Source organism: Oligella ureolytica DSM 18253, assembly GCF_000373745.1.
GTDB classification, from domain to species: domain Bacteria; phylum Pseudomonadota; class Gammaproteobacteria; order Burkholderiales; family Burkholderiaceae_B; genus Oligella; species Oligella ureolytica.
Genome location: NZ_KB892335.1, coordinates 32,604 through 53,501, shown reverse-complemented (window position 1 = coordinate 53,501; position 20,898 = coordinate 32,604). Strand labels below are relative to the sequence as shown.

Here is a 20,898-nt window from a genome sequence, read left to right as displayed (position 1 = left end):
AACGTCCTGTGAATGTGCGTCCCCGCACATGTTAAAACAAAAATCAGGTAGATTGCAGGCTGGTGTCGGGCTTAAATAATGAGATAGGAGACAAATTATTCATTACCGTTGCGGGGGCAGCACAGTTTTGCTCAGTCCTATTGGAGTGGGTGGAGTGTGAGCATGCTGTTTCCCATTTAACTTACGCAACTAAAGACGTAGGTTCTAATAGTCGTAAGCACCCATCAATCATTTATGCATTGTAACAAAACTCGATGATTAGACTAGCTAAAGCCACTGTCCTGATAGGGCCTGTCTAGAAAAGTGGTGTTAAAAAGCAACAAAATGTATAAAACATGACAAAAGTAACTTTTGGCTTTAGTGCAGCTTAATTAGCAGCGTATTAACCTTCAAACTGAGCTTCCCTTTGTCTGTTGGTGGTGTCACCTGAGTTATAATGTGCGGTTCTAATTTGCTTATTTTATAAGGGTTTGTAGTGACTTATCCAGCTTTGCCATATCCAATTTCTTCCTATACTCGCGGTGCAGAATTTGCTCGTCGTTTAGCGACCGATAGTATTTTGGTGCTTGACGGGGCGATGGGGACGATGATTCAAACCTATAAGCTCGGCGAGCAGGACTTTCGTGGTGAGCGCTTTGCTAATCATCACAAGGATGTTCGAGGCAATAATGAGCTTCTCTCTTTGGTGCGTCCGGACGTTATTTCAACGATCCATGAGCAATACTTAGAAGCCGGCTCAGATGTTATCTGTACCAATACCTTTGGCGCGACGCGTGTAGCCCAAGGTGACTATGAGTTATTTGATATCGCCTATGATTTAAACAAGGCGTCAGCTGAGTTGGCACGTGCTGCGGCAGATAAGTACAGCACAGTTGAACATCCACGTTTTGTTGCCGGAGCATTAGGCCCTCAGCCCAAAACAGCGTCTATTTCACCGGATGTTAATGATCCCGGTGCGCGCAATATCACCTTTGATCAGCTAAGAGAAGCATATGCCGAGCAGTTGCATGGCTTACTTGATGGCGGCATTGATATTGTTTTGTTAGAGACCATTTTTGATACGCTCAATGCCAAGGCTGCTATTTTTGCCATAGAAAGCGTTTTTGAAGAGCGTGGCGAGCGTTTGCCCGTGATGGTTTCCGGTACGGTGACCGATGCTTCCGGACGTATTCTTTCCGGTCAAACGGTTGAGGCTTTCTGGAATTCAGTACGTCATGCCAGACCGATTACCATCGGCTTAAACTGTGCCTTGGGTGCCGCGTTGATGCGACCTTATGTGGCAGAGCTGTCAAAAATCTGTGATACCTTTGTCTGTGTCTATCCTAATGCCGGTTTGCCTAACCCAATGTCTGAAACCGGATTTGATGAAACCCCGGTGGTGACCTCTTCTTTGTTGCAAGAGTTTGCTGAGGCCGGTTTTGTTAACGTCGTGGGTGGCTGTTGTGGTACGACACCCGCGCATATCGCTGCTATTCGTGACAGTGTGCAGGGCTTACCTGCGCGTAAAGTACCCGAGATTCCTATTAAAACCCGTCTTTCAGGTTTAGAGCCACTTAATATTGATGAGGATAGTTTATTTATCAACGTGGGTGAGCGTACTAACGTCACCGGCAGTAAGGCTTTTTTGCGATTGATCCGCGAGGAAAAGTACGATGAAGCATTAGCTGTTGCTCGTCAACAGGTCGAAAACGGCGCGCAAATTATTGATATTAATATGGATGAGGCCATGCTTGATTCTAAGCAGTGTATGGTCAAGTTCCTCAACCTAATCGCTTCCGAGCCTGATATTTCACGCGTACCTATTATGATCGACTCCTCTAAGTGGGAAGTGATTGAGGCAGGTCTTAAGTGCATTCAGGGTAAGGCCGTCGTTAACTCTATCTCCATGAAGGAAGGGGTAGAGGAGTTCAAAGAACACGCCAAACTCTGTCTGCGTTATGGTGCAGCAGTGGTAGTGATGGCTTTTGATGAAAATGGTCAGGCTGATAACTTGGCACGTCGTATTGAAATTTGTGAAAGAGCCTACCGTATCCTCGTTGACGAGGTTGGTTTCCCGCCTGAAGATATTGTTTTTGACCCTAACGTCTTCGCAATTGCAACCGGTCTTGAGGAGCATAACCGCTACGCTTTAGACTTTATTGAGGGGGTCAAGTGGATTCACGAGAATCTGCCGCATGCACGTATTTCGGGCGGTATTTCTAACGTCAGCTTCTCTTTCCGTGGTAATGAGCTGATGCGTGAAGCGATTCACACGGTCTTCTTATACTATGCAATTAAAGAAGGCCTCACGATGGGTATTGTCAATGCCGGTATGTTGGGCGTTTATGCGGACTTGGATAAGACGACCCGTGATTTGATTGAAGACGTGGTTTTTAATCGTACCGATCCTTTAGGTAAAACTGATCCGGATGATGAGCGCACTAATACCGAGCGTTTGGTTGAGCATGCGGAGTCGGTACGTGGCAATGTCGCCCGCAAAGAAGAGGATTTGACTTGGCGTGAACAGCCTGTACGTCAGCGTCTGATTCATGCCATGGTGCATGGTGTGACCAGTCACATCGTTGAGGACACCGAGGAAATTCGCCAGCAAATTGAAGCGGCCGGCGGTCGCCCCATTGAGGTGATTGAGGGGCCACTCATGGACGGCATGAATGTGGTGGGTGACCTGTTTGGTGACGGTAAAATGTTCCTTCCTCAGGTCGTTAAGTCTGCCCGTGTGATGAAGGAAGCCGTGGCGCATTTGGTTCCTTTTATTGAGGAAGAAAAACGCCAAATTGAAGCGGCCGGTGGTGATGTCCGAGCCAAGGGTAAGATTGTTATTGCGACGGTCAAGGGGGATGTGCACGATATTGGTAAAAATATTGTGGATGTGGTTCTCCAATGTAATAACTTTGAAGTAATTAACATGGGTGTGATGGTGCCAGCTGCCGATATCCTCGCCAAAGCCAAAGAGGTTAATGCCGATATTGTCGGCCTTTCCGGATTAATTACGCCCAGCCTGGAAGAAATGCAGTATGTCGCTACCGAAATGCAGCGCGACCCCTATTTTGTTGAGCGTAAAGTCCCTCTGATGATTGGTGGTGCGACCACGAGTCGCGTGCACACAGCGGTTAAAATTGCGCCGAAGTATGAGGGCCCTGTTGTGTATGTACCGGATGCGAGTCGCTCAGTAGGTGTTTGTACGTCGTTAGTGTCAGACAATGTAGATGCCTTTATTGAGAAGCTGTCTGAAGAATATGAACTGGTGCGTCAGCGTCACGCTAATCGCAAGACGAATCCTCTTATCTCAATAGAAGAAGCACGAGCCAATAAAGTAGCCATCGATTGGGCTAATTACACCCCGCCAAAGCCAAAGTTTATCGGTCGTCGCGAGATTGTTAACTTCGATCTAAATGAGATTGTTAAGTTCTTTGACTGGGGACCTTTCTTTAACTCTTGGGGTTTGTTTGGTAAGTTTCCGCAAATTCTTGAGGATGAGGTGGTTGGCAAAGAAGCTAAAGAGCTTTATGAAAATGCCAAAGTTATGCTTAAGAAAATCGTTGACGGTCGTTGGCTGACTGCCAGTGGTGTGCTTGGTTTTTATCCCGCTAATACGATTAATGACGATGATATTGAGCTATATACTGATGAGTCTCGCAGTGAGGTGCTTCTTACTTGGCGTAACATACGCTCTCAGGGTAAAAAGCGACCGGGCATCTATAACAAGTGTTTAGCCGACTATATCGCTCCTAAAGAAAGCGGAGTTGAGGATTATATCGGTATGTTTGCGGTGACCGGTGGCCTTGGCATTGAGAAGCATGTAGAGCGCTTTGAGGCCGAAGGTGATGATTACTCCGTTATTATGCTCAAGGCACTCGCCGACCGCTTTGCAGAGGGCTTCGCTGAGGCTTTACACTATCGTGTACGTACTGACTTATGGGGTTATGTGCCTGAGGAATCGCTGGATAATCAAGAGATCATTGATGAGAAGTACCAAGGTGTCCGTCCGGCACCGGGATATCCTGCGTGTCCTGAGCACACGGTCAAGGCAGATATGTTTGAGGTGCTTGAGCCTGAAAAAATTGGTATGCATATTACTGAGAGCTATGCGATGATCCCTGCCTCCAGTGTGTCAGGTTTTTATTTCAGTCACCCGGAATCCTCTTATTTCAGCGTGGGTAGTATCGGAGACGATCAGCTGCATGACTATACCGAGCGTAGCGGCATTTCTTTGGGTCAAGCTAAACGCCAATTAAGTAGCGTCTTAGAGTAGGTTTTGGTTTTTACAGGTCATAGGGGTAAGTAATGGCTCAAGCAGGTTCAGTCAAGCAAAAGGAGCTAGGGGATTTTTTGCGTCAAGCACGCGCCAAAGTGACTCCCGCCATGGCTGGACTGCCTGATTACGGGCGTCGTCGTACGCCCGGTCTGCGTCGAGAGGAAGTGGCACAATTAAGCGGTATTAGTGTGACTTGGTATACGTGGATCGAACAAGGCCGAGATCTTAAGGTCTCGGCTGAGGTTTGGTCTGCCTTGGCAGATGCCTTGCACCTTAATAAGGTTGAGCGAGCCTATTTATTTCAACTTGCTCAACAAAATGACCCTGATCTGAAAAAGGCGTCAGCCGGCAGTTTGCCTTTGGCCTTGCCGAATTTAGTCAATCAAATCAATACGCCTGCTTATATTCTTGATAAGTGTTGGAATATTCTTTATTTCAATCAACAATTAGATGAGTTGTTTGGGCATTGGCCGGGTCAGCAAGTGCAAGACCATGCTAACTTGTTGCGTTTTATCTTTTTAGCACCTCTCAGTAGACAAATTATTGTGAACTGGGAGGAGCGTGCCCGCCGTTCAGTTGCTGAGTTTAGAGCGGATATTGCTTCTTTCATGGAAGAGGCTGAGGTTCGCGAATTTATTGATACGTTTATAGTGCATAGCGAAGAGTTTGCTCAGCTCTGGGGGCACAGGACAGTAGAAGCACGAGAGGGTGGGGCGCGTGGTTTTTATCATCCACAACGTGGCTACTTGGAGTTTGAGCAATTAACCTTCAGACTGGCGACTCACTTAGATTACAAATTAGTTATTTTAAGTTAGTATCAGTTAATTACGTGTGGTGTCCATGGAACAGCCTCCGGGATCCAATCGCTTACTTGGCGTCAGAGCGAACTCAGTGAAGAGCAGCTCAAAGCGCTGCTTATGCTATCTGCGCAGTTAAAGGGAAAATAGGGAGTATTCATGTTGTCAAGGCGACGGCCGTTATGGTGGTTCATGCTGTTGGTATTGCTTTTGCTGTTAGTGAGTATCGTCAGCTTAGTAACAGGCAAATACCCGCTGACCTTAGGCGAGTTATGGCAGAGTTTGATAACGGCCGGTCGTGCAGAAACTAATGCTGATATGGTGCTCTGGAATTTGCGTTTGCCACGGCTACTTGCCGGTATTTTAGTGGGTGCTTCTCTAGCAGTTGCCGGTGCAAGCTATCAGGCTATGTTTAAAAATCCTTTAGTATCGCCGGATATCTTAGGTGTTTCTGCCGGTGCCGGTCTGGGGGCGGTGTTTGCTATTTTTCTGTCCTTGCCGTTGGCTGCAGTGCAGCTGTTTGCGTTTGTAGGCGGTTTAATGGCGGTCGCTTTGGTGTATTTGATATCTCTGACGAGTCGGCAGTTTGACTCTACCTTGGTTTTGGTGCTGGCAGGCGTGGCGATCGGCAGTTTATTAGGGGCCGGGATTTCTTTGATCAAAATTCTGGCTGATCCCTATTCACAGCTAGCCACGATTACTTTTTGGCTCTTGGGTGGGCTTAATGCTGTCTCTAAGAGTGAGTTGTTATGGGCTTTGCCCTTTATGCTTCTGGGCTTGTTGCCTTTAATTCTATTACGTTGGCGTATTAACTTATTAAGCCTTTCCGATATGGAAGCTCAGGCCTTAGGCGTTAATACTGGGTTTTTACGGTTTCTGTTAATTATTTGTGCCACGTTAATGACGGCAGCCGCTGTCTCATTTACCGGTATTATCGGCTGGATTGGCTTAGTCATACCGCATGTTGCTCGTTTATTGGTAGGGCCTGAGTTTTCCCGTTTATTGCCAAGCTCTTTATTGATAGGCGCTGTTTTTCTCGTGTTAACGGATAATGTGGCACGTAATGCAGCCAGTATCGAACTGCCATTAGGGGTTTTGACTTCATTAATTGGGGCCCCGTTTTTCCTTTACTTGTTACTCAAAGGGCGTTCTCATGGGTAAACAGGTGGTTTTGTCGGCACGCGATTTGCGAATTGGCTATGGTAATAAAACGATTGCGGACAGTATCAGTTTTGAACTGGAAGCGGCTGAGGTCTTGTGTTTGTTAGGGCCTAATGGTAGTGGTAAATCGACGTTGTTTAAAACAGTGCTTGGATTAGTTCCCGCGCTTGACGGTCAATTATCCGTGTTGAATCAACCTCTGGCGCGTTGGTCACGACGACAATTGGCGCGACAAATTGCTTATGTGCCGCAGCAGAGCGTTTCTTTGTTTTCTTTTACTGCTTTAGATATGGTGTTGATGGGCCGAAGTGTCTATACAGGATTGTTCTCTACACCTTCAAAAAATGATAAGGAAAAGGTTTGGTCTTGTTTAGAGCACTTAGGGATTGAGCATTTGGCTGAGCGTTTGTTTCCGCAATTAAGTGGTGGTGAACAGCAATTAGTCTTGTTAGCGCGTGCCTTAGCACAAGAACCCAAAGCGCTGATCTTGGATGAGCCGACATCAAGCTTGGATTTTGGGAATCAAATTTTGGTGATTGAGCAGGTGCAGCAGCTGAAAAAGCAAGGTTTAGCTATTTTTCTTTGCACCCATCAGCCGGAACATGCCATGCGTATGGCCGATAAGGCTTTGTTGCTTGCCAAAGGAAAGGTGTTTGCACAAGGGGCTGTTCATGAGGTGCTTAGCATCAATAATTTGGCCACCATGTATGGTTTAAGCGATGATCGTGTGTGCGATTACTTAGAAACGAGCTTGTCCAAGTTTCAAGCCGATTGACACAAAAGGTGCGCTACCCAACGACTGTCAGCTCTGTTAGGCTTGTTAATCTGCCGTGCTTAGATGATAATTAGAGCGGCAATTTTCAATAAAACTTCGTTGGTTATAAAAAATGTCAAAAAATATATCTACCCTCGCCAATTCAGGTGGTTGGGGTGAACTCCTTAGCGGTAAAAATGGCTTGCGGACCATTGCTCTCTGCGGAGGGGTAGCTGTTCATGCGATTAATGTGTATATCGTAACCACGATTATGCCCTCCGTCGTTAGGGATATCGGTGGTATTAATTACTACGCTTGGATTACCTCGATTTTTGTGGCTGCATCTATTATCGGTTCAACCTCATCAGCGCGTTTGCTTGAGCAATTCGGTTTGCGTTCGGCCTATTTGCTCGGTATTTTTGTGTTTGTTCTTGGATCGATGGCATCGGCGATGGCGCCTTCAATGCCTGTTCTATTGTTTGGTCGAGCCATTCAGGGCTTAGGTGGCGGGGTCATGCTGGGACTGAGTTATGCGTCTGTGCGCTTAGTTTTTGCACCGCATTTATGGTCACGGGCAATGGCTCTTATTTCGACGATGTGGGGAGTGTCGACGCTGACAGGTCCTGCTATTGGCGGTCTTTTTGCTGAGCATGGTGCTTGGCGAATGGCACTTTGGTCTACCGTTCCGGTCGCCTTAATCGTGGCTTTTCTGGTATTTACTCAAGTGTCACAGCGTACTGACGCAAACAATGCGGCTCAAAAAAGTGAGGTGCCTTTAGTAAAAGTTCTCTTCTTAAGTTTTTCAGTGATTGTGTTATCGCTTGGTAGTTTAGGGGATTCTTGGCTGTTGCGAATCGCTTCGTTAGGAGGCGTCGCCCTGATTTTATATGGTATTGCCAAGAGTGACTTAAAAAGTAATAACCCATTATTGCCTACCGGAATGTATTCTTTGAAGCACCCGATTGGAGCCCTGTTTTCAGGGGTCGTGCTGTTAAGTATGGGAGTCACTACTGAGGTATTTATACCATATTTCCTGGAAAATATTCATGGCCTGCGTCCCCTGGTTGCCGGTTATATGGCTGCGATGATGTCTGCCGGCTGGACGGTAGGTTCTTTGTCCACTGCAGGTAGGTCGACTCAAACGGTGAATAAGCTGATGATTGTCAGTCCAATGATATCCGGCATGAGTCTCTTCCTGCTTGCTTTATTAATGCCGTGGCAGGGCTTAAGTGCAGAGCATCATGCGGCTTGGGCGATGATTTTTCCTTTGCTGGGTATTGGCATAGGGGTAGGGATGTCATGGCCACATATTTTGTCCCGTGTGTTAATTGCTGCAGATAAGGGTCAAGAAAACCAAACAACCAGCGCCATTACAACGGTACAACTATATGCCGTATCACTCGGTACGGCCTTGGGTGGTATGCTGGTTGCAGCGGCCGGTTTTAATGATGGCGATTTAGCCGGGACTCAGTCTGCTGCAGCAACGCTATTAGGCAGTTTTGCTATATTGCCTTTTATCTTTGTATTGGTGTCTAAAGCCGCTAGACAAGTCAAATGACAAGGCAGTCAGCTCATTTGGATGGATGGCGTCAAGTTAGCAATCGCGCTAAAAACGATTTATCTAGTTACAATTGCTTAATATTAAATGCTTTAAGCTTTGATAATATGAATCGTTTTGTTACTATTAAGAAGCTACCGGAAGGGGTAATTTCAGTCCATGCGTTTTTGTTGGGCAATTCTTCATTAGACTAGGAGAAATCTTATGAAAATCAAATCAGTACGTTTAGGTGGTATAGTGTTGGCAGCGACCTTGGCTGCAGGTTGTGCCACTCAGGGTGGTCAAACAGCAACAGGCGCAGGTATTGGTGCAGCATTGGGAGCCGGTTTAGGCGCTCTTATTGGTGATAGTTCCAAATCTGCCGGTATTGGCGCAGGTATTGGTGCGGTAGCCGGCGGTATTGTTGGTTATAACTGGGATCGTCTACGCGGTAATATTAACGATGCCGGCGGTCAGGAGTTGGGAATTACAACGACTCAAATGCCTGATGGCAGTCTAAAAGTTCTTATTCCGGAGGGCGCTACCTTTGATACCGGTAAGTATGATTTGAAGCCTGCATTATACCCGGTGCTTAACCAGGTAGCGGCTGAGATGCAGTCGCATCAGCAATTGCGTGTTAAATCAGTCGGGCACACGGATAGTACCGGTTCGGTCTCTATTAACCAGCCACTATCAAACAACCGCGCTTCTGCTGTGACTAATTACTTAGCAAGTCAGGGCGTTGCTCATTCTCGTATGACCGTTGAAGGTCGTGCGGCTAATGACCCAATCGCTTCTAATGACACGGCTGAAGGTCGTCGTATGAATCGCCGAGTGGAGTTGTTCTTATACGCGGTCGAATAAAGCGATTAAGCGTTACTTGACCTAGATAAAGGGCAAAGCAGTAGGTGGGCTTTGTCCTTTTTTGTGCTTACAATGATACCGTCTTTTTGGTAAAACATCACTTGGTGAACGGCTTGCCCTTGGGGGTTAAAGCTGCGCTCTGCCATAAAGGATCCACCATCTTTAAAGTGCAAAATGATACTGGAACAGCGAGTTCCGTAATCAGGACTGATAATAAAGGGGCTGCTAAGGAGCTTCTCTAAGTCGTCACTGACACCGGTCTTGGGTAGTAAGTCATCAGGTGCTTGCTGGTTATTAGCGAGCTTTTCAAAAATAAGGTTAATAAAGTCTTGAGTGGTGCTGCTTTCAAGATGTTTTAAATCGCTGCTGCTAATAGCGGTCAGATCAATGCCGTCAAGACTTGAGCCGAGTGCTTTGGTTTTTGGCCAGACGGTAAATAAGTCGGCGTTGGATAAGGTGTAGCTACCGGGACTAAGTTCGTAGGGAGCGTATTTAGCGGGCTGCTGAGCATCAATTTGCTTAATTAATGCATCATTAGCTAGGTAGTAGAGCTTTTTACTATCTCCAAAAATAAGATTAAAGCCATTATATTTTTCTAAGGGGCCTTGCTCTTTTATAAACTCAGTGAGTGTAGCAGGCGTGAAGCCGTGATGCCGTGCTTGCCAGCATAATGCGTTGCGCACCAAGGCACCGCGACTTTTGGCCTCGTTGCGTATCGCTAAGGGATTGCGAATATTGGTAATGAGTGCGACACCGCCTTGTTGATTGATTCCTAACCAAGTACCACCTGCCTCTAAGTCGCGTCCGGCGATGATATCCGGCAGATCTTCCCATCTAGTTGCAAAAGCAGTAGGGCGTGCGTGGAACTCATCGCGGTTAGCAGCGACAAATAAAGCAGCTTCTTGAGCAGGTTGAAATCGAATATAGGCGATGCACATTGAATGACTAGTCCCTAGCCTTCGGCCTCACGTAGCAGACCGTAGATTTTATCTTTGAGGGCTAACTTTTCTTTTTTCAGCTGTTCAATGTCCAAGTCGGCATGAATGGCTGTGGCTGCGTTTTTTTCCATGCGAGTAATCTTTTGGTCCAGCTCATTGTGCTGATTAAAGATTTTTTCAAAACGGGGGTCATCTTGGCGTAGCTTTGTGATGAGATCTTGATATTCAGGAAACATGGTTTGTCCTTTATAAAGATGGAGAGACGTCTGATAGGGTCTCTATATGGCCAGCATAAGTGCTAAAAAGATCGATAAATTAATAGCATCCACCTTTGTTTTTACCAAAAAATCTACCTAATGGTTGCTTCTTCTTCGTAATTCAGAACTTCTTGAATCGTATTGTCCGGATTCATAATCGCTACTTTGGGACGGTGATTTTGTGCTTCTTCATTGGTCAAGAAGACATAAGACATGATGATAACCACATCACCTTTTTGCACTAAACGAGCTGCCGCGCCGTTTAAACAGATGACACCACTGCCGCGCTTGCCTTCAATAACATACGTTTCGAGGCGAGCACCGTTGTTGTTGTTGACAATGGCGACTTTTTCATTGGCCAATAAACCGACAGCATCCATTATATCGCCGTCAATAGTTACTGAACCAATATAGTTCAAATCAGCTTCAGTCACCACAGCGCGGTGAATCTTGCTGTTCATCATGATACGCATCATAAATTTCTCTTGTAAAATAAATTAGTTAGAGCTCAGGTGTTGACTGACTATTTCAGTCATTTCGAACATATTAACCTGATCTTTACCAAAGATAGGGCGCAGTTTATCATCGACATTAATGTTACGACGATCGATAGGATCTTGTAAGTCGTTGGCCTTGATGTATTCCCACATCTTTTTAGTTACTTCTGTGCGTGGTAAAGGTTCGGTACCTACGATAATCGCTAATTCAGCGCTAGGTACAACAGGTTTCATAAAAGCAGCATTGGTTTTGTTAGCTGTTTTTTGGTGGTCATAAATTTTCTCTTTTTTAAATTTTTCAAAGGCAAAACTCCGCTTATGGCGGTAGCCTTTTCCGTAAAGCGTGATATTGTACGGTATTAAGTGTTTAAATTTTTTAAAAGTCGCATTAACAGTTAAAATGGCGACAAATGTAGATATGAGCTTTTTTGATTAGGAAATATTATGCAAATTACAGAGGATAAAATCACCTTAATCCAGCCAGATGACTGGCACCTACACCTAAGAGATGGTGAGGCCTTAAGTCATGTGGTGGCAGATACTGCTAAGCAGGTTAAGCGAGCCATTATTATGCCAAACTTAGTGCCGCCTGTAAGCACTACAGAGCAAGCATTGGCATATCGCCAACGTATTTTAGATGCACTAAAAGGCTCGGCTGCGGCCAAGGCAGACTCGTCGCTATTGGGTTTTGAGCCATTAATGACTCTGTATTTAACTGATAACACATCCCCAGAAGAGATTATAAAGGCTAAAGCGTCTGAAGTGGTGCATGCAGTTAAACTTTATCCGGCTGGTGCCACGACTAACTCTGATGCGGGTGTAACCGATTTATTAGGCCACTGCTCAGAGGTGTTAGAGCAAATGCAACAGGTGGGTATGCCACTTTTAGTGCATGGTGAAGTAACTGATCCTGAGATTGACGTGTTTGATCGTGAGGCGGTCTTTATTGACCGTGTGATGTTGCCGCTACGCCAGCTTTTTCCTGAGCTTAAGGTTGTTTTTGAGCATATCACAACCAAAGAGGGTGCCCATTATGTGCGTGATGCCGAGGGTCCAGTGGCGGCGACGATTACGCCACAACACTTACTCTATAACCGTAATGCTATTTTCACCAATGGTTTGCAGCCGCATTATTACTGCTTGCCCGTTTTAAAGCGCGAGGTTCACCGTGAGGCGTTGATTGAAGCAGCTACCAGCGGTTCACCACGTTTCTTTATGGGAACTGATAGTGCGCCACATGCTCGCTCACTTAAGGAGCAAACTTGTGGCTGTGCTGGTTGTTATTCGGCTTTCCATGCCTTAGAGTTATATGCTCAGGCCTTTGAGAGTGTAGGTAAACTTGATCGTTTAGAGGGTTTTACTAGCTTTTATGGACCAGATTTCTATAATCTACCTAGAAATACAGAAACCATTACATTAAAACGACAAGCTTTCAATATTCCAGAGGAGTTGCCTTTTGTTAATGGTGGCACCTTAGTGCCTTTGGCTGCAGGTACTACTCTGAATTGGCAGCTTGAAGCATAATTTGGAGTAAAAACGTGGCGATTGGTTCAGGTAGTAAAAGTATCGTCGATTTGCACCAGGCCGCAGAGGTCGATGACTATATCTATGATCATTTATTAACCGAAGATAAGCTATTTGCCGAGGTATTAGAGCGTTGTAGCCAACATCCTATTCCCTTAATTCATGTATCCCCTGCACAGGGTAAGTTTTTAAAGTTCTTGGTGCAGATGATGGGAGCAAAAAGAGTTTTAGAAATAGGCACGCTAGCGGCTTATAGTACCATCTGGATGGCCTCGGCCCTACCCGAGGATGGTCAATGCATTACCTTAGATTTTGATGAAAAGCACGTTGCTATCGCTCGCGACAATATTGAGTTTGCAGGTATGAGCCATAAGATTGAGGTGATTCAAGGTGCAGCAGTTGAAAGCATGGAGCAACTGATTGCTGATGGGGTAGAGCCTTTTGACTTTATTTTTATTGACGCAGATAAGGGTAATAACCCGAGCTATTTGGAGCTGTGCTTAAAATTATCGCGTCCAGGCACGGTTATCATTGGTGATAATGTGGTGCGTCATGGCAAGATTCTCGAAGAAAATCCTAAAGGCGCTAATATTAAGGGTCTAAAGACCTTCTTTGAGATGATGCGCAATCATCCTCAGCTTGACGCTACGGCGATTCAAACCGTTGGCGCCAAAAGCTGGGATGGTTTTTCAATGGCCATTGTTAAGTAGTTAATGAGCTTATTGGGGATCCTTGCTCTCAAGAAATTCCCAGCGCTCAAATAGCTTCTCTAATTCCTTGGCCAGTTTCTCGAGCTCGTCTTGGATCTCTTGTGCTTTATCTGAGCCATCGGCATAGGTATCGGGATCGCTGAGTTGCTCAGAAAGAGCCCCCTGCTTAGTTTCGAGTTCAGCGATTTTCTCTGGTAACTCGTCTAATTCTTTTTGTTCCCATGGGCTGATACGATTGCTACGTGGTGTACGTGGTTTTTGCTCTTCTGTAGCTTTGCTTTCAGAGGCTTCTGTTTTGGTTTTCTGAGGTTCAGCTGGAGCCTTTTCTTTGGGCTTATTTTTGGCGCTTTGCTCAAGCCAATCCTCATAGCCGCCGACATAGTCGCGCCATGTGGCATCACCTTCGTAAGCGATGGTTTGGGTGACTACATTATCTAAGAAGCTTCGGTCGTGACTCACTAAAAGCACAGTGCCTTTGAAGTCTTGAATTAGCTCCTCTAATAGCTCAAGAGTTTCAATATCTAAGTCGTTAGTCGGTTCGTCCATAACTAAGACATTAGCAGGACGAGCAAATAAACGTGCCATTAAAAGACGGGCGCGTTCACCACCCGATAGACTGCTGACAGGCGATTGAGCGCGTGCTGGTGAGAATAAAAAATCACCAAGATAACTCATCACGTGCTGACGCTTATCGCCAATCTCAATCCACTCACTACCAGGATTAATTACCTCGGTCAGTTTGGCATCTTCATCAAGCTGCTCACGCATTTGATCGAAGTATGCGATATTTAAGTTGGTGCCTAATTTGACTGTGCCTTCATTAGGCTCTAAGCGGCCTAAGATGATTTTTAATAGAGTGGTCTTACCAACGCCATTAGGACCAATTAGGCCAATGCGGTCACCACGTAAAATAGTGGTGCTGTAGTCCCTAATTACCTCTTTATCACCAAAGCGATGAGAAATGTTTTCTAGCTCAGCCACTATTTTGCCCGAACGATTGCCAGTATCAATAGCGAAGCTCACATTGCCTTGTTGTTCGCGGCGTTGTTGACGCTCAACCCTCAAGGCTTTGAGTCGACGTACACGGCCCTCGTTACGCGTACGGCGGGCTTGGATGCCAGTGCGAATCCACACCTCCTCTTGGGCAAGGAATTTATCGAAACGCTCTTGCTCTTTAGCTTCGGCGGCAAGCCACTCGGCCTTATGCTCTTGCCAGCGACTGAAGTTACCAGGGAAGCTAAGTAATTGGCCCCGATCTAATTCGACAATGCGATTAGTGACATTGTCTAGGAATCGACGATCGTGGGTAATAATCATGCAGGTTTTATTACTTTGTTTTACCTGCTCTTCTAACCAAGCAATACCTTCAAAGTCGAGGTGGTTGGTGGGTTCGTCTAATAAAAGCAAATCGGCATTTTCCACAAAGGCGCGAGCTAAGGCGATGCGTTTGCGGGTGCCGCCTGATAGGCCCTTAACCTTGGCCTCAGGATCTAGGCCTAATTCATCAATAATGGCTTGGGCGCGAGCGGGCTTAGCCCAATCCTCAGTGGATAAATAATCGCCCGTAATACTATCTAAAATAGTGAGCTCTGGATCTAAGTCGGGCTCTTGCTCTACCGTGATCACTTTAAGACCGCCCTTAAGCTGAATTTCACCATCATCGGGTTCAGTGCGGCCGTCTAGTAGGCGTAGCAAAGATGATTTACCTGCACCATTACGCCCAATCAAACCAATGCGCTCACCCTCAGCAATAATAAGATCGGCCTTATCTAAGAGTGCGTGGTGACCGTAAGAAAGACTGACTTTCAGAAGAGAAATAAGAGCTTGTCCGGACATATAAGAAGATAAAAATAGTAAATTAATAATGTTAATATGCCAATATTATATAGTAAGTGTGATTTCTAGGTGATAAGTCAATTAAGGTAGCGCTTAGCGTTTTAGTTATTAATGGTTTATTATTTGCTCATATTGTTGTATATTAAATGCATCTTTATTGTTATGATGAGATGTGATTGTTATATTCTGTAAGGTCAAAGTGAGTGTGGTGCTTATTGCTTATATACTAAGATGCTAATATAGAGACGTTTTATTTAGCGAGTCACAATTATTTTAGTAGCGGGTAGCTTAAATGATTAAGGAAGTTTTCAGATGATAAAAAGAATGTTCAGCAAGTTATTACTTTGCTTCTTAATGTTGTTTAGTGGATCCCTCTATGCGCAAACCATTAACTTTGACTTAATAGATAATAAAGGGCCAGTGACTCAAGAGAGTTACCCAGGTAAATACTTGCTCTTAGCGGTTGGCTATACCTCTTGTCCTGATATTTGCCCAACGACCTTATATGAGTTCGGGGCAGCAATGAAAGCGATTAAAAATCCAGATGCCATTCAGCCAGTGTTCGTAACCATTGACCCAGCTAGTGATGAGGTTAATCGTTTAAATGCTTATACGGCTTTCTTTGATAAGCGCATTGTGGGTTTAACAGGTCCTAAAGAAAATATTAAACATCTTGCTGATCAAATTGGGGCCACTTATGGCTATAGCCTTAACGGCAAGCCTATTGAGGATCCTGAGCCTGGAATGTCTTATGCGGTTTATCACAGCGCTTATATTTATTTAATTGATCCTGAGCGTGAAATTCTTGATGTATATGATTATCAAATCGGCGTGGATGGATTGGTTGAGGCTTTAGATGAGGTCTTAGGCGTTCCCGATTCAGAGTCAGGGGCTGAGTCTCACGACCGAGATGAGGTGGCAGCGGTACAAGCGGAGTCCCATGTCGCTACTGCTGAGGCTGCGAGTGCTGCTACTACGATAACTACAGACTGCGAATTACCAACGGGCTTTGTGCCGGTCAAAGAGCCCCATGATTTAGCCGCAGTAGTCGATTCTGCTCCTGAGGCAAAAGTGAGCCTATTGAATTTATGGGCTATCTGGTGTGAGCCTTGCCGCGTAGAATTGCCATTGTTAGATAAGTTTGCGACCGAGCAAGATAAGATGTCGGTTGTTGCTCTCAACCTAGGCGATCAGAAAGATAAGATTGCCGAGTTTTTTAAAATTCAGGCTATTCAGCACTTAACTCAACAAAGTACAGATGATGCTATGCTCTTACGCCGTTTAGGCGGTATGGGCTTGCCATTCAATATGTTATTTGTTGATGGTAAGGCAGTAGCCCTTAAAAACGGTATCATTCAAGAGACCGAAACGCTAGGTCGTTTTGCTCAATGTGTTTTACATTAAATGGCTCGGCACTTTTTACAAAAAGGAAGAAGTATGAGGAAAGCTTTAATTTTAAGCGCCATATTTATGGCGTTAACTCAAACTGCTGTTGCAGAGGAATCAACTACCACCGTTGATAATTGTGTGATTCAAGAGGTTTTACCGGGTAAGGACATGACAGGCGCTTTTGTGACATTCCATCACAAGGGACCGCAGGTTAATATCGAGTCAGCCGAGATTCCCAGCATTACGACGCACATTGAGTTGCACTCAATGGAGATGAAAGATAATGTTATGACCATGATCCCCTTGACTAGCCCTGAGCTTAATGAAGGTGTTAGGGAGTTTAAAAAAGGTGGTGATCATGTCATGGTTATGAGTATTCCTGAGGATAAAATGCCTAAGGTTGGCGAAACACACACCATGACATTTAACTTTAGCGATGGTACCAAAGCCAGTTGTGATGCTATTGTGAAGTCAGTCGATGAGATTATGCAAGAAGCTGGTAAGGCTGGAACGGCTGATATGGCTCATCAACATTAATTGGCATTTGTAAATTGTAGTTATAAGGGGGTATTGATTGTGAAAAGGCGAGATTTTTTACGCTACTCGATTGGTGGTGGTTTAGTTCTGGCTCAACCGCAGTTGCTTCTTGCTGCAAACAAAGAGCAACCCCTTTATAACCCGCATCTTTATAATCCGACTCGCCATCTCTTTATTGCTGATAGTGAGTCGTCTCAAATCACTATTTTCAACGTGATGTACGATAAGCACATTGATATTTTAAATTTCAATGTGCAACCAGAAACCATTGAGCTTGCTCGTGACGACTCAATGATGTTGGTAGGTAATAGCGAATCTACCGATTTGATTTTATATGATTTAAAAACGAGTTTACGCCGTGATATGGAGCTACCTTCACCTCTTTATAGGGCAGTGTATGTACCGCAATCTAAATTAGTGGCGATTGTCTTGCGCGATCATGTGGCAATGCTTGATTACCAAAAACGTCAATTAACTACATATGATGAACCGCCTGCTATTAGCGCACAAGATAAAGATAGCAAACAAGAGCCCAAAGTTTTATTTAGTTCTTATACTCGAACCTTTTGGGTATTAGACGAAAATAAGGCACAGATCTATCGTAAATCTGCTTATGAATCTGATGATAAGCCATGGCAAACCATTGATTTGTCAGCGCGCGCTAGTGTCAATTTAAGTGCTGGCTTTGATGGCGGGGTGATTACGCCAGGTGACCACATGATGGCCCTAACAACCAAACAAGGTAACGAGGGCTATGTTTATTATATTGATCAGGACAAGCTATATAGCACGGGGCCCATGGGTACCGTAGACTCGACTAGTGGTTCAATGGTCAGGCCTTATATTGATTCATCGTTTAAACGCGTTCTATTTGCTGATAGCAATGGCAATGTGGCCTTATTTGATTTCGATAAGAGTGAAAAGGCTGAGCACTTTAAGGTGGATTTTACGCCTCGAGAGTTCCGTACGGGTTGGTTAGAGACGACCTTGATTATCGGGGGTGATAGGGGCTTGCAGTTCCAGTCATTTAATGATTTAAATGATAAGGTGTTCTTTGAATTACCTTCAGGGGTTGTAGATATGTGGGTAACAGGCGATAGCAAAACACTCTATGTTACTCTCGAAGAGGGTGAGCCACAGGTGTTACGTTATGATATCCGCCGTAGGGTCGAGTTAAAGCCATTGTTAATTCACGGTGTGATCAAGGGGGCGGCCTTGCGTATGGGCAGCACCAATAGTATTTGCCACTAAATCATAGGATTCAATTCAGAACAAATACAGCCGCCTAAATTTTCCCCAAAATTATTAAAAATTGACGCAATATGATCTGAACTTTTGTTGATGGGTTAAACTCTAATCTATGGGGCAAGTCGGGCAATCGCGGGCTTAGGCACGAGGAAGGTCCGGACTCCACAGGACAGGGTAGCGGCTAACAGCCGTCCATGCCATCGGCATGAGGAATAGGGCCACAGAGACGAGACTGTTATGAGGGCTTAGTTTACTAAGCACACCAATGGCGACTTCCATTGGTTGTGGCAATGTATTTCGGTACTTGACCACGGCATAGCAGGGTGAAACGCGGTAACCTCTACCCGGAGCAACATCAAATAGGCATACGTGCTGCATCATGCAGCCAAGGGCGGTCCGTCCGAGTATGCGGGTAGATGGCACGAGCTTATTAGCAATAATAAGCCTAGATGAATGATTGCCAACGAGTAATCGTTTACAGAATCCGGCCTATAGACTTGCCCCACATTTCTTTATATCGATTTAAGTGTACATTTTTCACTATTCCCACTCCTTTGATTTTTTAGTCTGAAATTTCTCCATTTTCTTCTTTGAAAATACACTTTGCTCCCACTTTGAATGGTTGGAGCTAGGGGTTTTTGTGCCTCGTATACCACTTACTCGCACTTTTTTCTCTAAGTGATTGAGATTTAATTAAATAATACCTGCATGTACAGGCTTTATTTTTAGCTGTAAAAGCATGATTTTGCTTGAAATTTAATGAAAAATGTCATAAAGTGGTGTGAAAGGGTTAAGAAGTGGTATAAAGTGGGAAATTAAAATGACAAGTGGGATAGGATAGTGATTTTTCAAGGCAACCATCCATTAACGATCGACGTAAAAGGACGGATGATGATTCCGGCCCGGTATCGTGACGTCTTATTGGAGGAAGTCGGAGGTCAGCTAACCTTTACTTGTAATTTTGATGGTGGTTTATTGGTCTACCCCAGGCCTCAATGGGAATTAAAACTGGAAGAGATTATGAATCTACCCGCTAACCTTGCTTCGGTAAAAAGAACCCTTCTGGGTAACGCTTTTGATGTGGATATTGATAAAGCAGGACGAGTCTTAATTCCATCTCAGCTCCGTGAACGAGCTAAGTTGGAAAAAGAGGTGGTGTTGGTCGGTATGGGTCGTCATTTTGATCTATGGGATTCCCAGAAGTATGAGGAATTAGTCTCTATAGATTTAGAGGCCGGTCTGCCCGACGATCTGGGTGATTTTTCTCTATAAGAGCTAGAGATGAGTCAGGATTTTAGTCACACCACTGTTTTGCTTCATGCCACGGTCAACGCTTTAGTAGACCCGTGCTTCAATGCGAAGTCCAAAGCTGTGCACTCTCCACTGCCCGCACAGCAGAAAGACGGCGTATTTGTTGATGGGACTTTCGGCAGAGGTGGTCATAGCCGTTATTTGCTCAGCCACCTAAGCCCTGAGGCGAAGTTATTCGTTTTTGACAAGGATCCGGAGGCGATGAGAGTAGCCAATGAGCTACAAGCCGAGGATGCTAGAGTGATTCCTGTGCATCAGGCATTCTCTTCTATGCCAGAGGTGTTGGCGGAGTATGGAGTATCTAAGGTACAGGGCATCATGATGGATTTAGGTGTGTCTTCACCGCAATTAGATGACGCCGCTCGCGGTTTTTCATTTATGCGCGATGGTCCCCTAGATATGAGGATGGATACCAGTCGCGGCATAACCGCCGCTGAATGGCTGAATTCCGCCTCACTTGAGGAAATTAGAGGAGTGATAAAAGACTATGGCGAAGAACGGTATGCTTTCCAGATTGCAAAGAAGATTGTTGATCGCAGGCAATCCAACCCATTTCGTGGCACGCTCGAACTCGCCCAGCTCGTCGCTGGCGTCGTCAAGTCGCGCGAAAAGGGTCACCACCCGGCAACTCGCACCTTTCAAGCTGTACGGGTTCACATCAACCAAGAGCATGAGGAACTCGCACGCAGCCTCGCGTCAGTTTTAGATTTGTTAGGGACCTGTGGGCGCTTAGCAGTAATCAGTTTTCACTCGCTGGAGGATAGGCCGGTGAAACAAGCCATTGCTAAGGCATCCAGTCTCGATCCGGAGTTAGCTAAGCTACCATTGCGTGATAGCGAATTGCCGCAGGCGCGATTAATCAATCTTGGTAAGGTGCAAGCCAGTCGAGAAGAGGTTCAGCATAATCCTCGCTCACGCTCCGCGATGTTAAGAGTGGCCGAGCGTACTGCTGCCAAATGATCTTATAGAGGTTTGGCATGTATAGAGTATTAGTTTTTGGGTTAATTGCTTTTTTTGTTTATAGCGCAATCGAGTTGGTCAGTGCGCGTTATGAACAGCGTCAGCAATTCACACAAATTGAACGAGCAAATAGGGTTGAGCGTGAACTGGAGACTCAATGGAGTTTCTTGGAGTTGGAGCGAGCCAAATTGACGAGCTCGATGAGTATAAGAAGCGAGATTGAAGGCAAATTAGATATGCATTCGCCTGAGGTGAATGAAATTATTTATATCCGAGAATCCGAGCTTAGTCCCTTAAATGCAGCAGGTTCGAACAGGTAAAAA

The 20,898-nt window shown here is 45.2% G+C and carries 19 protein-coding genes, 1 other RNA gene and 1 riboswitch; of the genes, 15 read left to right on the top strand and 5 right to left on the bottom strand.

Annotated elements, in window-relative coordinates:
• Positions 1–40 precede the first annotated feature (40 nt).
• Positions 41–240, bottom strand: a riboswitch (cobalamin riboswitch).
• Positions 241–475: 235 nt separating this feature from the next.
• From metH to B092_RS0111230, 6 genes are all read left to right on the top strand, one after another.
• On the top strand, positions 476–4,252 hold the full coding sequence (gene metH / locus B092_RS0111260) for a methionine synthase (RefSeq protein ID WP_018575341.1): 3,777 nt from the start codon (positions 476–478) through the stop codon (positions 4,250–4,252).
• 32 nt (positions 4,253–4,284) lie between these two features.
• Entirely contained in the window at positions 4,285–5,070 is a 786-nt protein-coding gene (locus B092_RS0111255; protein WP_018575340.1) for a helix-turn-helix transcriptional regulator, read from the top strand.
• 141 nt (positions 5,071–5,211) lie between these two features.
• Complete coding sequence (locus tag B092_RS0111250) at positions 5,212–6,213, top strand: FecCD family ABC transporter permease (RefSeq protein WP_040608514.1); 1,002 nt, start codon at positions 5,212–5,214, stop codon at positions 6,211–6,213.
• Entirely contained in the window at positions 6,206–6,988 is a 783-nt protein-coding gene (locus tag B092_RS0111245) for an ABC transporter ATP-binding protein (RefSeq protein ID WP_018575338.1), read from the top strand. Before B092_RS0111250 ends, B092_RS0111245 begins: the two co-directional genes overlap by 8 nt.
• A gap of 112 nt (positions 6,989–7,100) precedes the next feature.
• Positions 7,101–8,525 (top strand): MFS transporter, encoded by a 1,425-nt coding sequence (locus B092_RS0111240; RefSeq protein ID WP_018575337.1) that lies wholly within the window; start codon positions 7,101–7,103, stop codon positions 8,523–8,525.
• A gap of 204 nt (positions 8,526–8,729) precedes the next feature.
• Positions 8,730–9,368 carry a YiaD family glycine zipper/OmpA-like lipoprotein gene (locus B092_RS0111230; RefSeq protein WP_018575335.1) on the top strand — a complete coding sequence of 213 codons (639 nt, stop codon included), beginning with the start codon at positions 8,730–8,732 and terminating at the stop codon, positions 9,366–9,368.
• A 5-nt stretch (positions 9,369–9,373) separates the two neighbouring features.
• Here B092_RS0111230 and B092_RS0111225 read toward each other — a convergent pair whose 3' ends face one another.
• The 4 genes from B092_RS0111225 to B092_RS0111210 all read right to left on the bottom strand — a co-directional run bounded on the left by B092_RS0111225 (position 9,374) and on the right by B092_RS0111210 (position 11,294).
• Positions 9,374–10,306 (bottom strand): NRDE family protein, encoded by a 933-nt coding sequence (locus B092_RS0111225; protein ID WP_018575334.1) that lies wholly within the window; start codon positions 10,304–10,306, stop codon positions 9,374–9,376.
• A 14-nt stretch (positions 10,307–10,320) separates the two neighbouring features.
• A complete protein-coding gene (locus B092_RS0111220; protein WP_018575333.1) occupies positions 10,321–10,542 on the bottom strand; it encodes an HP1242/YdcH family protein in 222 nt (73 codons plus the stop codon).
• Positions 10,543–10,655: 113 nt separating this feature from the next.
• Entirely contained in the window at positions 10,656–11,039 is a 384-nt protein-coding gene (gene panD / locus B092_RS0111215; RefSeq protein WP_018575332.1) for an aspartate 1-decarboxylase, read from the bottom strand.
• Positions 11,040–11,060: 21 nt separating this feature from the next.
• Entirely contained in the window at positions 11,061–11,294 is a 234-nt protein-coding gene (locus B092_RS0111210; RefSeq protein WP_018575331.1) for an SWIB/MDM2 domain-containing protein, read from the bottom strand.
• Positions 11,295–11,504: 210 nt separating this feature from the next.
• On the opposite strand from B092_RS0111210, the gene pyrC reads away from it, so the two are divergent.
• Positions 11,505–12,584 carry a dihydroorotase gene (pyrC, locus tag B092_RS0111205; RefSeq protein ID WP_018575330.1) on the top strand — a complete coding sequence of 360 codons (1,080 nt, stop codon included), beginning with the start codon at positions 11,505–11,507 and terminating at the stop codon, positions 12,582–12,584.
• Positions 12,585–12,598: 14 nt separating this feature from the next.
• The gene (locus B092_RS0111200) at positions 12,599–13,294 is read left to right on the top strand and encodes an O-methyltransferase (protein WP_018575329.1); all 696 of its coding nucleotides are present in this window, start codon (positions 12,599–12,601) and stop codon (positions 13,292–13,294) included.
• Between the two features lie 9 nt (positions 13,295–13,303).
• Here the strand turns inward: B092_RS0111200 and abc-f are convergent, their stop codons facing one another.
• Positions 13,304–15,130 carry a ribosomal protection-like ABC-F family protein gene (gene abc-f / locus B092_RS0111195; RefSeq protein WP_018575328.1) on the bottom strand — a complete coding sequence of 609 codons (1,827 nt, stop codon included), beginning with the start codon at positions 15,128–15,130 and terminating at the stop codon, positions 13,304–13,306.
• Between the two features lie 312 nt (positions 15,131–15,442).
• Between abc-f and B092_RS0111190 the strand changes: the two genes are divergently transcribed.
• The 7 genes from B092_RS0111190 (at position 15,443) to ftsL (ending at position 20,895) form a co-directional block, all read left to right on the top strand.
• Positions 15,443–16,534 carry an SCO family protein gene (locus B092_RS0111190; RefSeq protein ID WP_040608512.1) on the top strand — a complete coding sequence of 364 codons (1,092 nt, stop codon included), beginning with the start codon at positions 15,443–15,445 and terminating at the stop codon, positions 16,532–16,534.
• Positions 16,535–16,567: 33 nt separating this feature from the next.
• On the top strand, positions 16,568–17,056 hold the full coding sequence (locus B092_RS0111185; RefSeq protein ID WP_018575326.1) for a copper chaperone PCu(A)C: 489 nt from the start codon (positions 16,568–16,570) through the stop codon (positions 17,054–17,056).
• A 39-nt stretch (positions 17,057–17,095) separates the two neighbouring features.
• Complete coding sequence (locus tag B092_RS0111180; RefSeq protein ID WP_018575325.1) at positions 17,096–18,307, top strand: YncE family protein; 1,212 nt, start codon at positions 17,096–17,098, stop codon at positions 18,305–18,307.
• Positions 18,308–18,418: 111 nt separating this feature from the next.
• Positions 18,419–18,812, top strand: an RNA gene (rnpB, locus tag B092_RS14785) — RNase P RNA component class A.
• A gap of 332 nt (positions 18,813–19,144) precedes the next feature.
• Complete coding sequence (mraZ, locus tag B092_RS0111175; RefSeq protein WP_232244138.1) at positions 19,145–19,576, top strand: division/cell wall cluster transcriptional repressor MraZ; 432 nt, start codon at positions 19,145–19,147, stop codon at positions 19,574–19,576.
• Positions 19,577–19,585: 9 nt separating this feature from the next.
• Complete coding sequence (gene rsmH / locus B092_RS0111170; RefSeq protein WP_018575323.1) at positions 19,586–20,575, top strand: 16S rRNA (cytosine(1402)-N(4))-methyltransferase RsmH; 990 nt, start codon at positions 19,586–19,588, stop codon at positions 20,573–20,575.
• 17 nt (positions 20,576–20,592) lie between these two features.
• The gene (gene ftsL / locus B092_RS0111165; RefSeq protein WP_018575322.1) at positions 20,593–20,895 is read left to right on the top strand and encodes a cell division protein FtsL; all 303 of its coding nucleotides are present in this window, start codon (positions 20,593–20,595) and stop codon (positions 20,893–20,895) included.
• Positions 20,896–20,898 lie beyond the last annotated feature (3 nt).

What these genes read in the sequence shown, in the direction of transcription:
- rsmH (WP_018575323.1), top strand. Translation starts at nt 19,586, where the DNA reads ATGAGTCAGGATTTTAGTCACACCACTGTTTTGCTTCATGCCACGGTC.
- B092_RS0111255 (WP_018575340.1), top strand. Translation starts at nt 4,285, where the DNA reads ATGGCTCAAGCAGGTTCAGTCAAGCAAAAGGAGCTAGGGGATTTTTTG.
- B092_RS0111240 (WP_018575337.1), top strand. Translation starts at nt 7,101, where the DNA reads ATGTCAAAAAATATATCTACCCTCGCCAATTCAGGTGGTTGGGGTGAA.
- ftsL (WP_018575322.1), top strand. Translation starts at nt 20,593, where the DNA reads ATGTATAGAGTATTAGTTTTTGGGTTAATTGCTTTTTTTGTTTATAGC.
- B092_RS0111230 (WP_018575335.1), top strand. Translation starts at nt 8,730, where the DNA reads ATGAAAATCAAATCAGTACGTTTAGGTGGTATAGTGTTGGCAGCGACC.
- panD (WP_018575332.1), bottom strand. Translation starts at nt 11,039, where the DNA reads ATGATGCGTATCATGATGAACAGCAAGATTCACCGCGCTGTGGTGACT.
- B092_RS0111220 (WP_018575333.1), bottom strand. Translation starts at nt 10,542, where the DNA reads ATGTTTCCTGAATATCAAGATCTCATCACAAAGCTACGCCAAGATGAC.
- B092_RS0111210 (WP_018575331.1), bottom strand. Translation starts at nt 11,294, where the DNA reads ATGAAACCTGTTGTACCTAGCGCTGAATTAGCGATTATCGTAGGTACC.
- B092_RS0111245 (WP_018575338.1), top strand. Translation starts at nt 6,206, where the DNA reads ATGGGTAAACAGGTGGTTTTGTCGGCACGCGATTTGCGAATTGGCTAT.
- pyrC (WP_018575330.1), top strand. Translation starts at nt 11,505, where the DNA reads ATGCAAATTACAGAGGATAAAATCACCTTAATCCAGCCAGATGACTGG.
- B092_RS0111225 (WP_018575334.1), bottom strand. Translation starts at nt 10,306, where the DNA reads ATGTGCATCGCCTATATTCGATTTCAACCTGCTCAAGAAGCTGCTTTA.
- abc-f (WP_018575328.1), bottom strand. Translation starts at nt 15,130, where the DNA reads ATGTCCGGACAAGCTCTTATTTCTCTTCTGAAAGTCAGTCTTTCTTAC.
- B092_RS0111185 (WP_018575326.1), top strand. Translation starts at nt 16,568, where the DNA reads ATGAGGAAAGCTTTAATTTTAAGCGCCATATTTATGGCGTTAACTCAA.
- B092_RS0111250 (WP_040608514.1), top strand. Translation starts at nt 5,212, where the DNA reads ATGTTGTCAAGGCGACGGCCGTTATGGTGGTTCATGCTGTTGGTATTG.
- B092_RS0111190 (WP_040608512.1), top strand. Translation starts at nt 15,443, where the DNA reads ATGATAAAAAGAATGTTCAGCAAGTTATTACTTTGCTTCTTAATGTTG.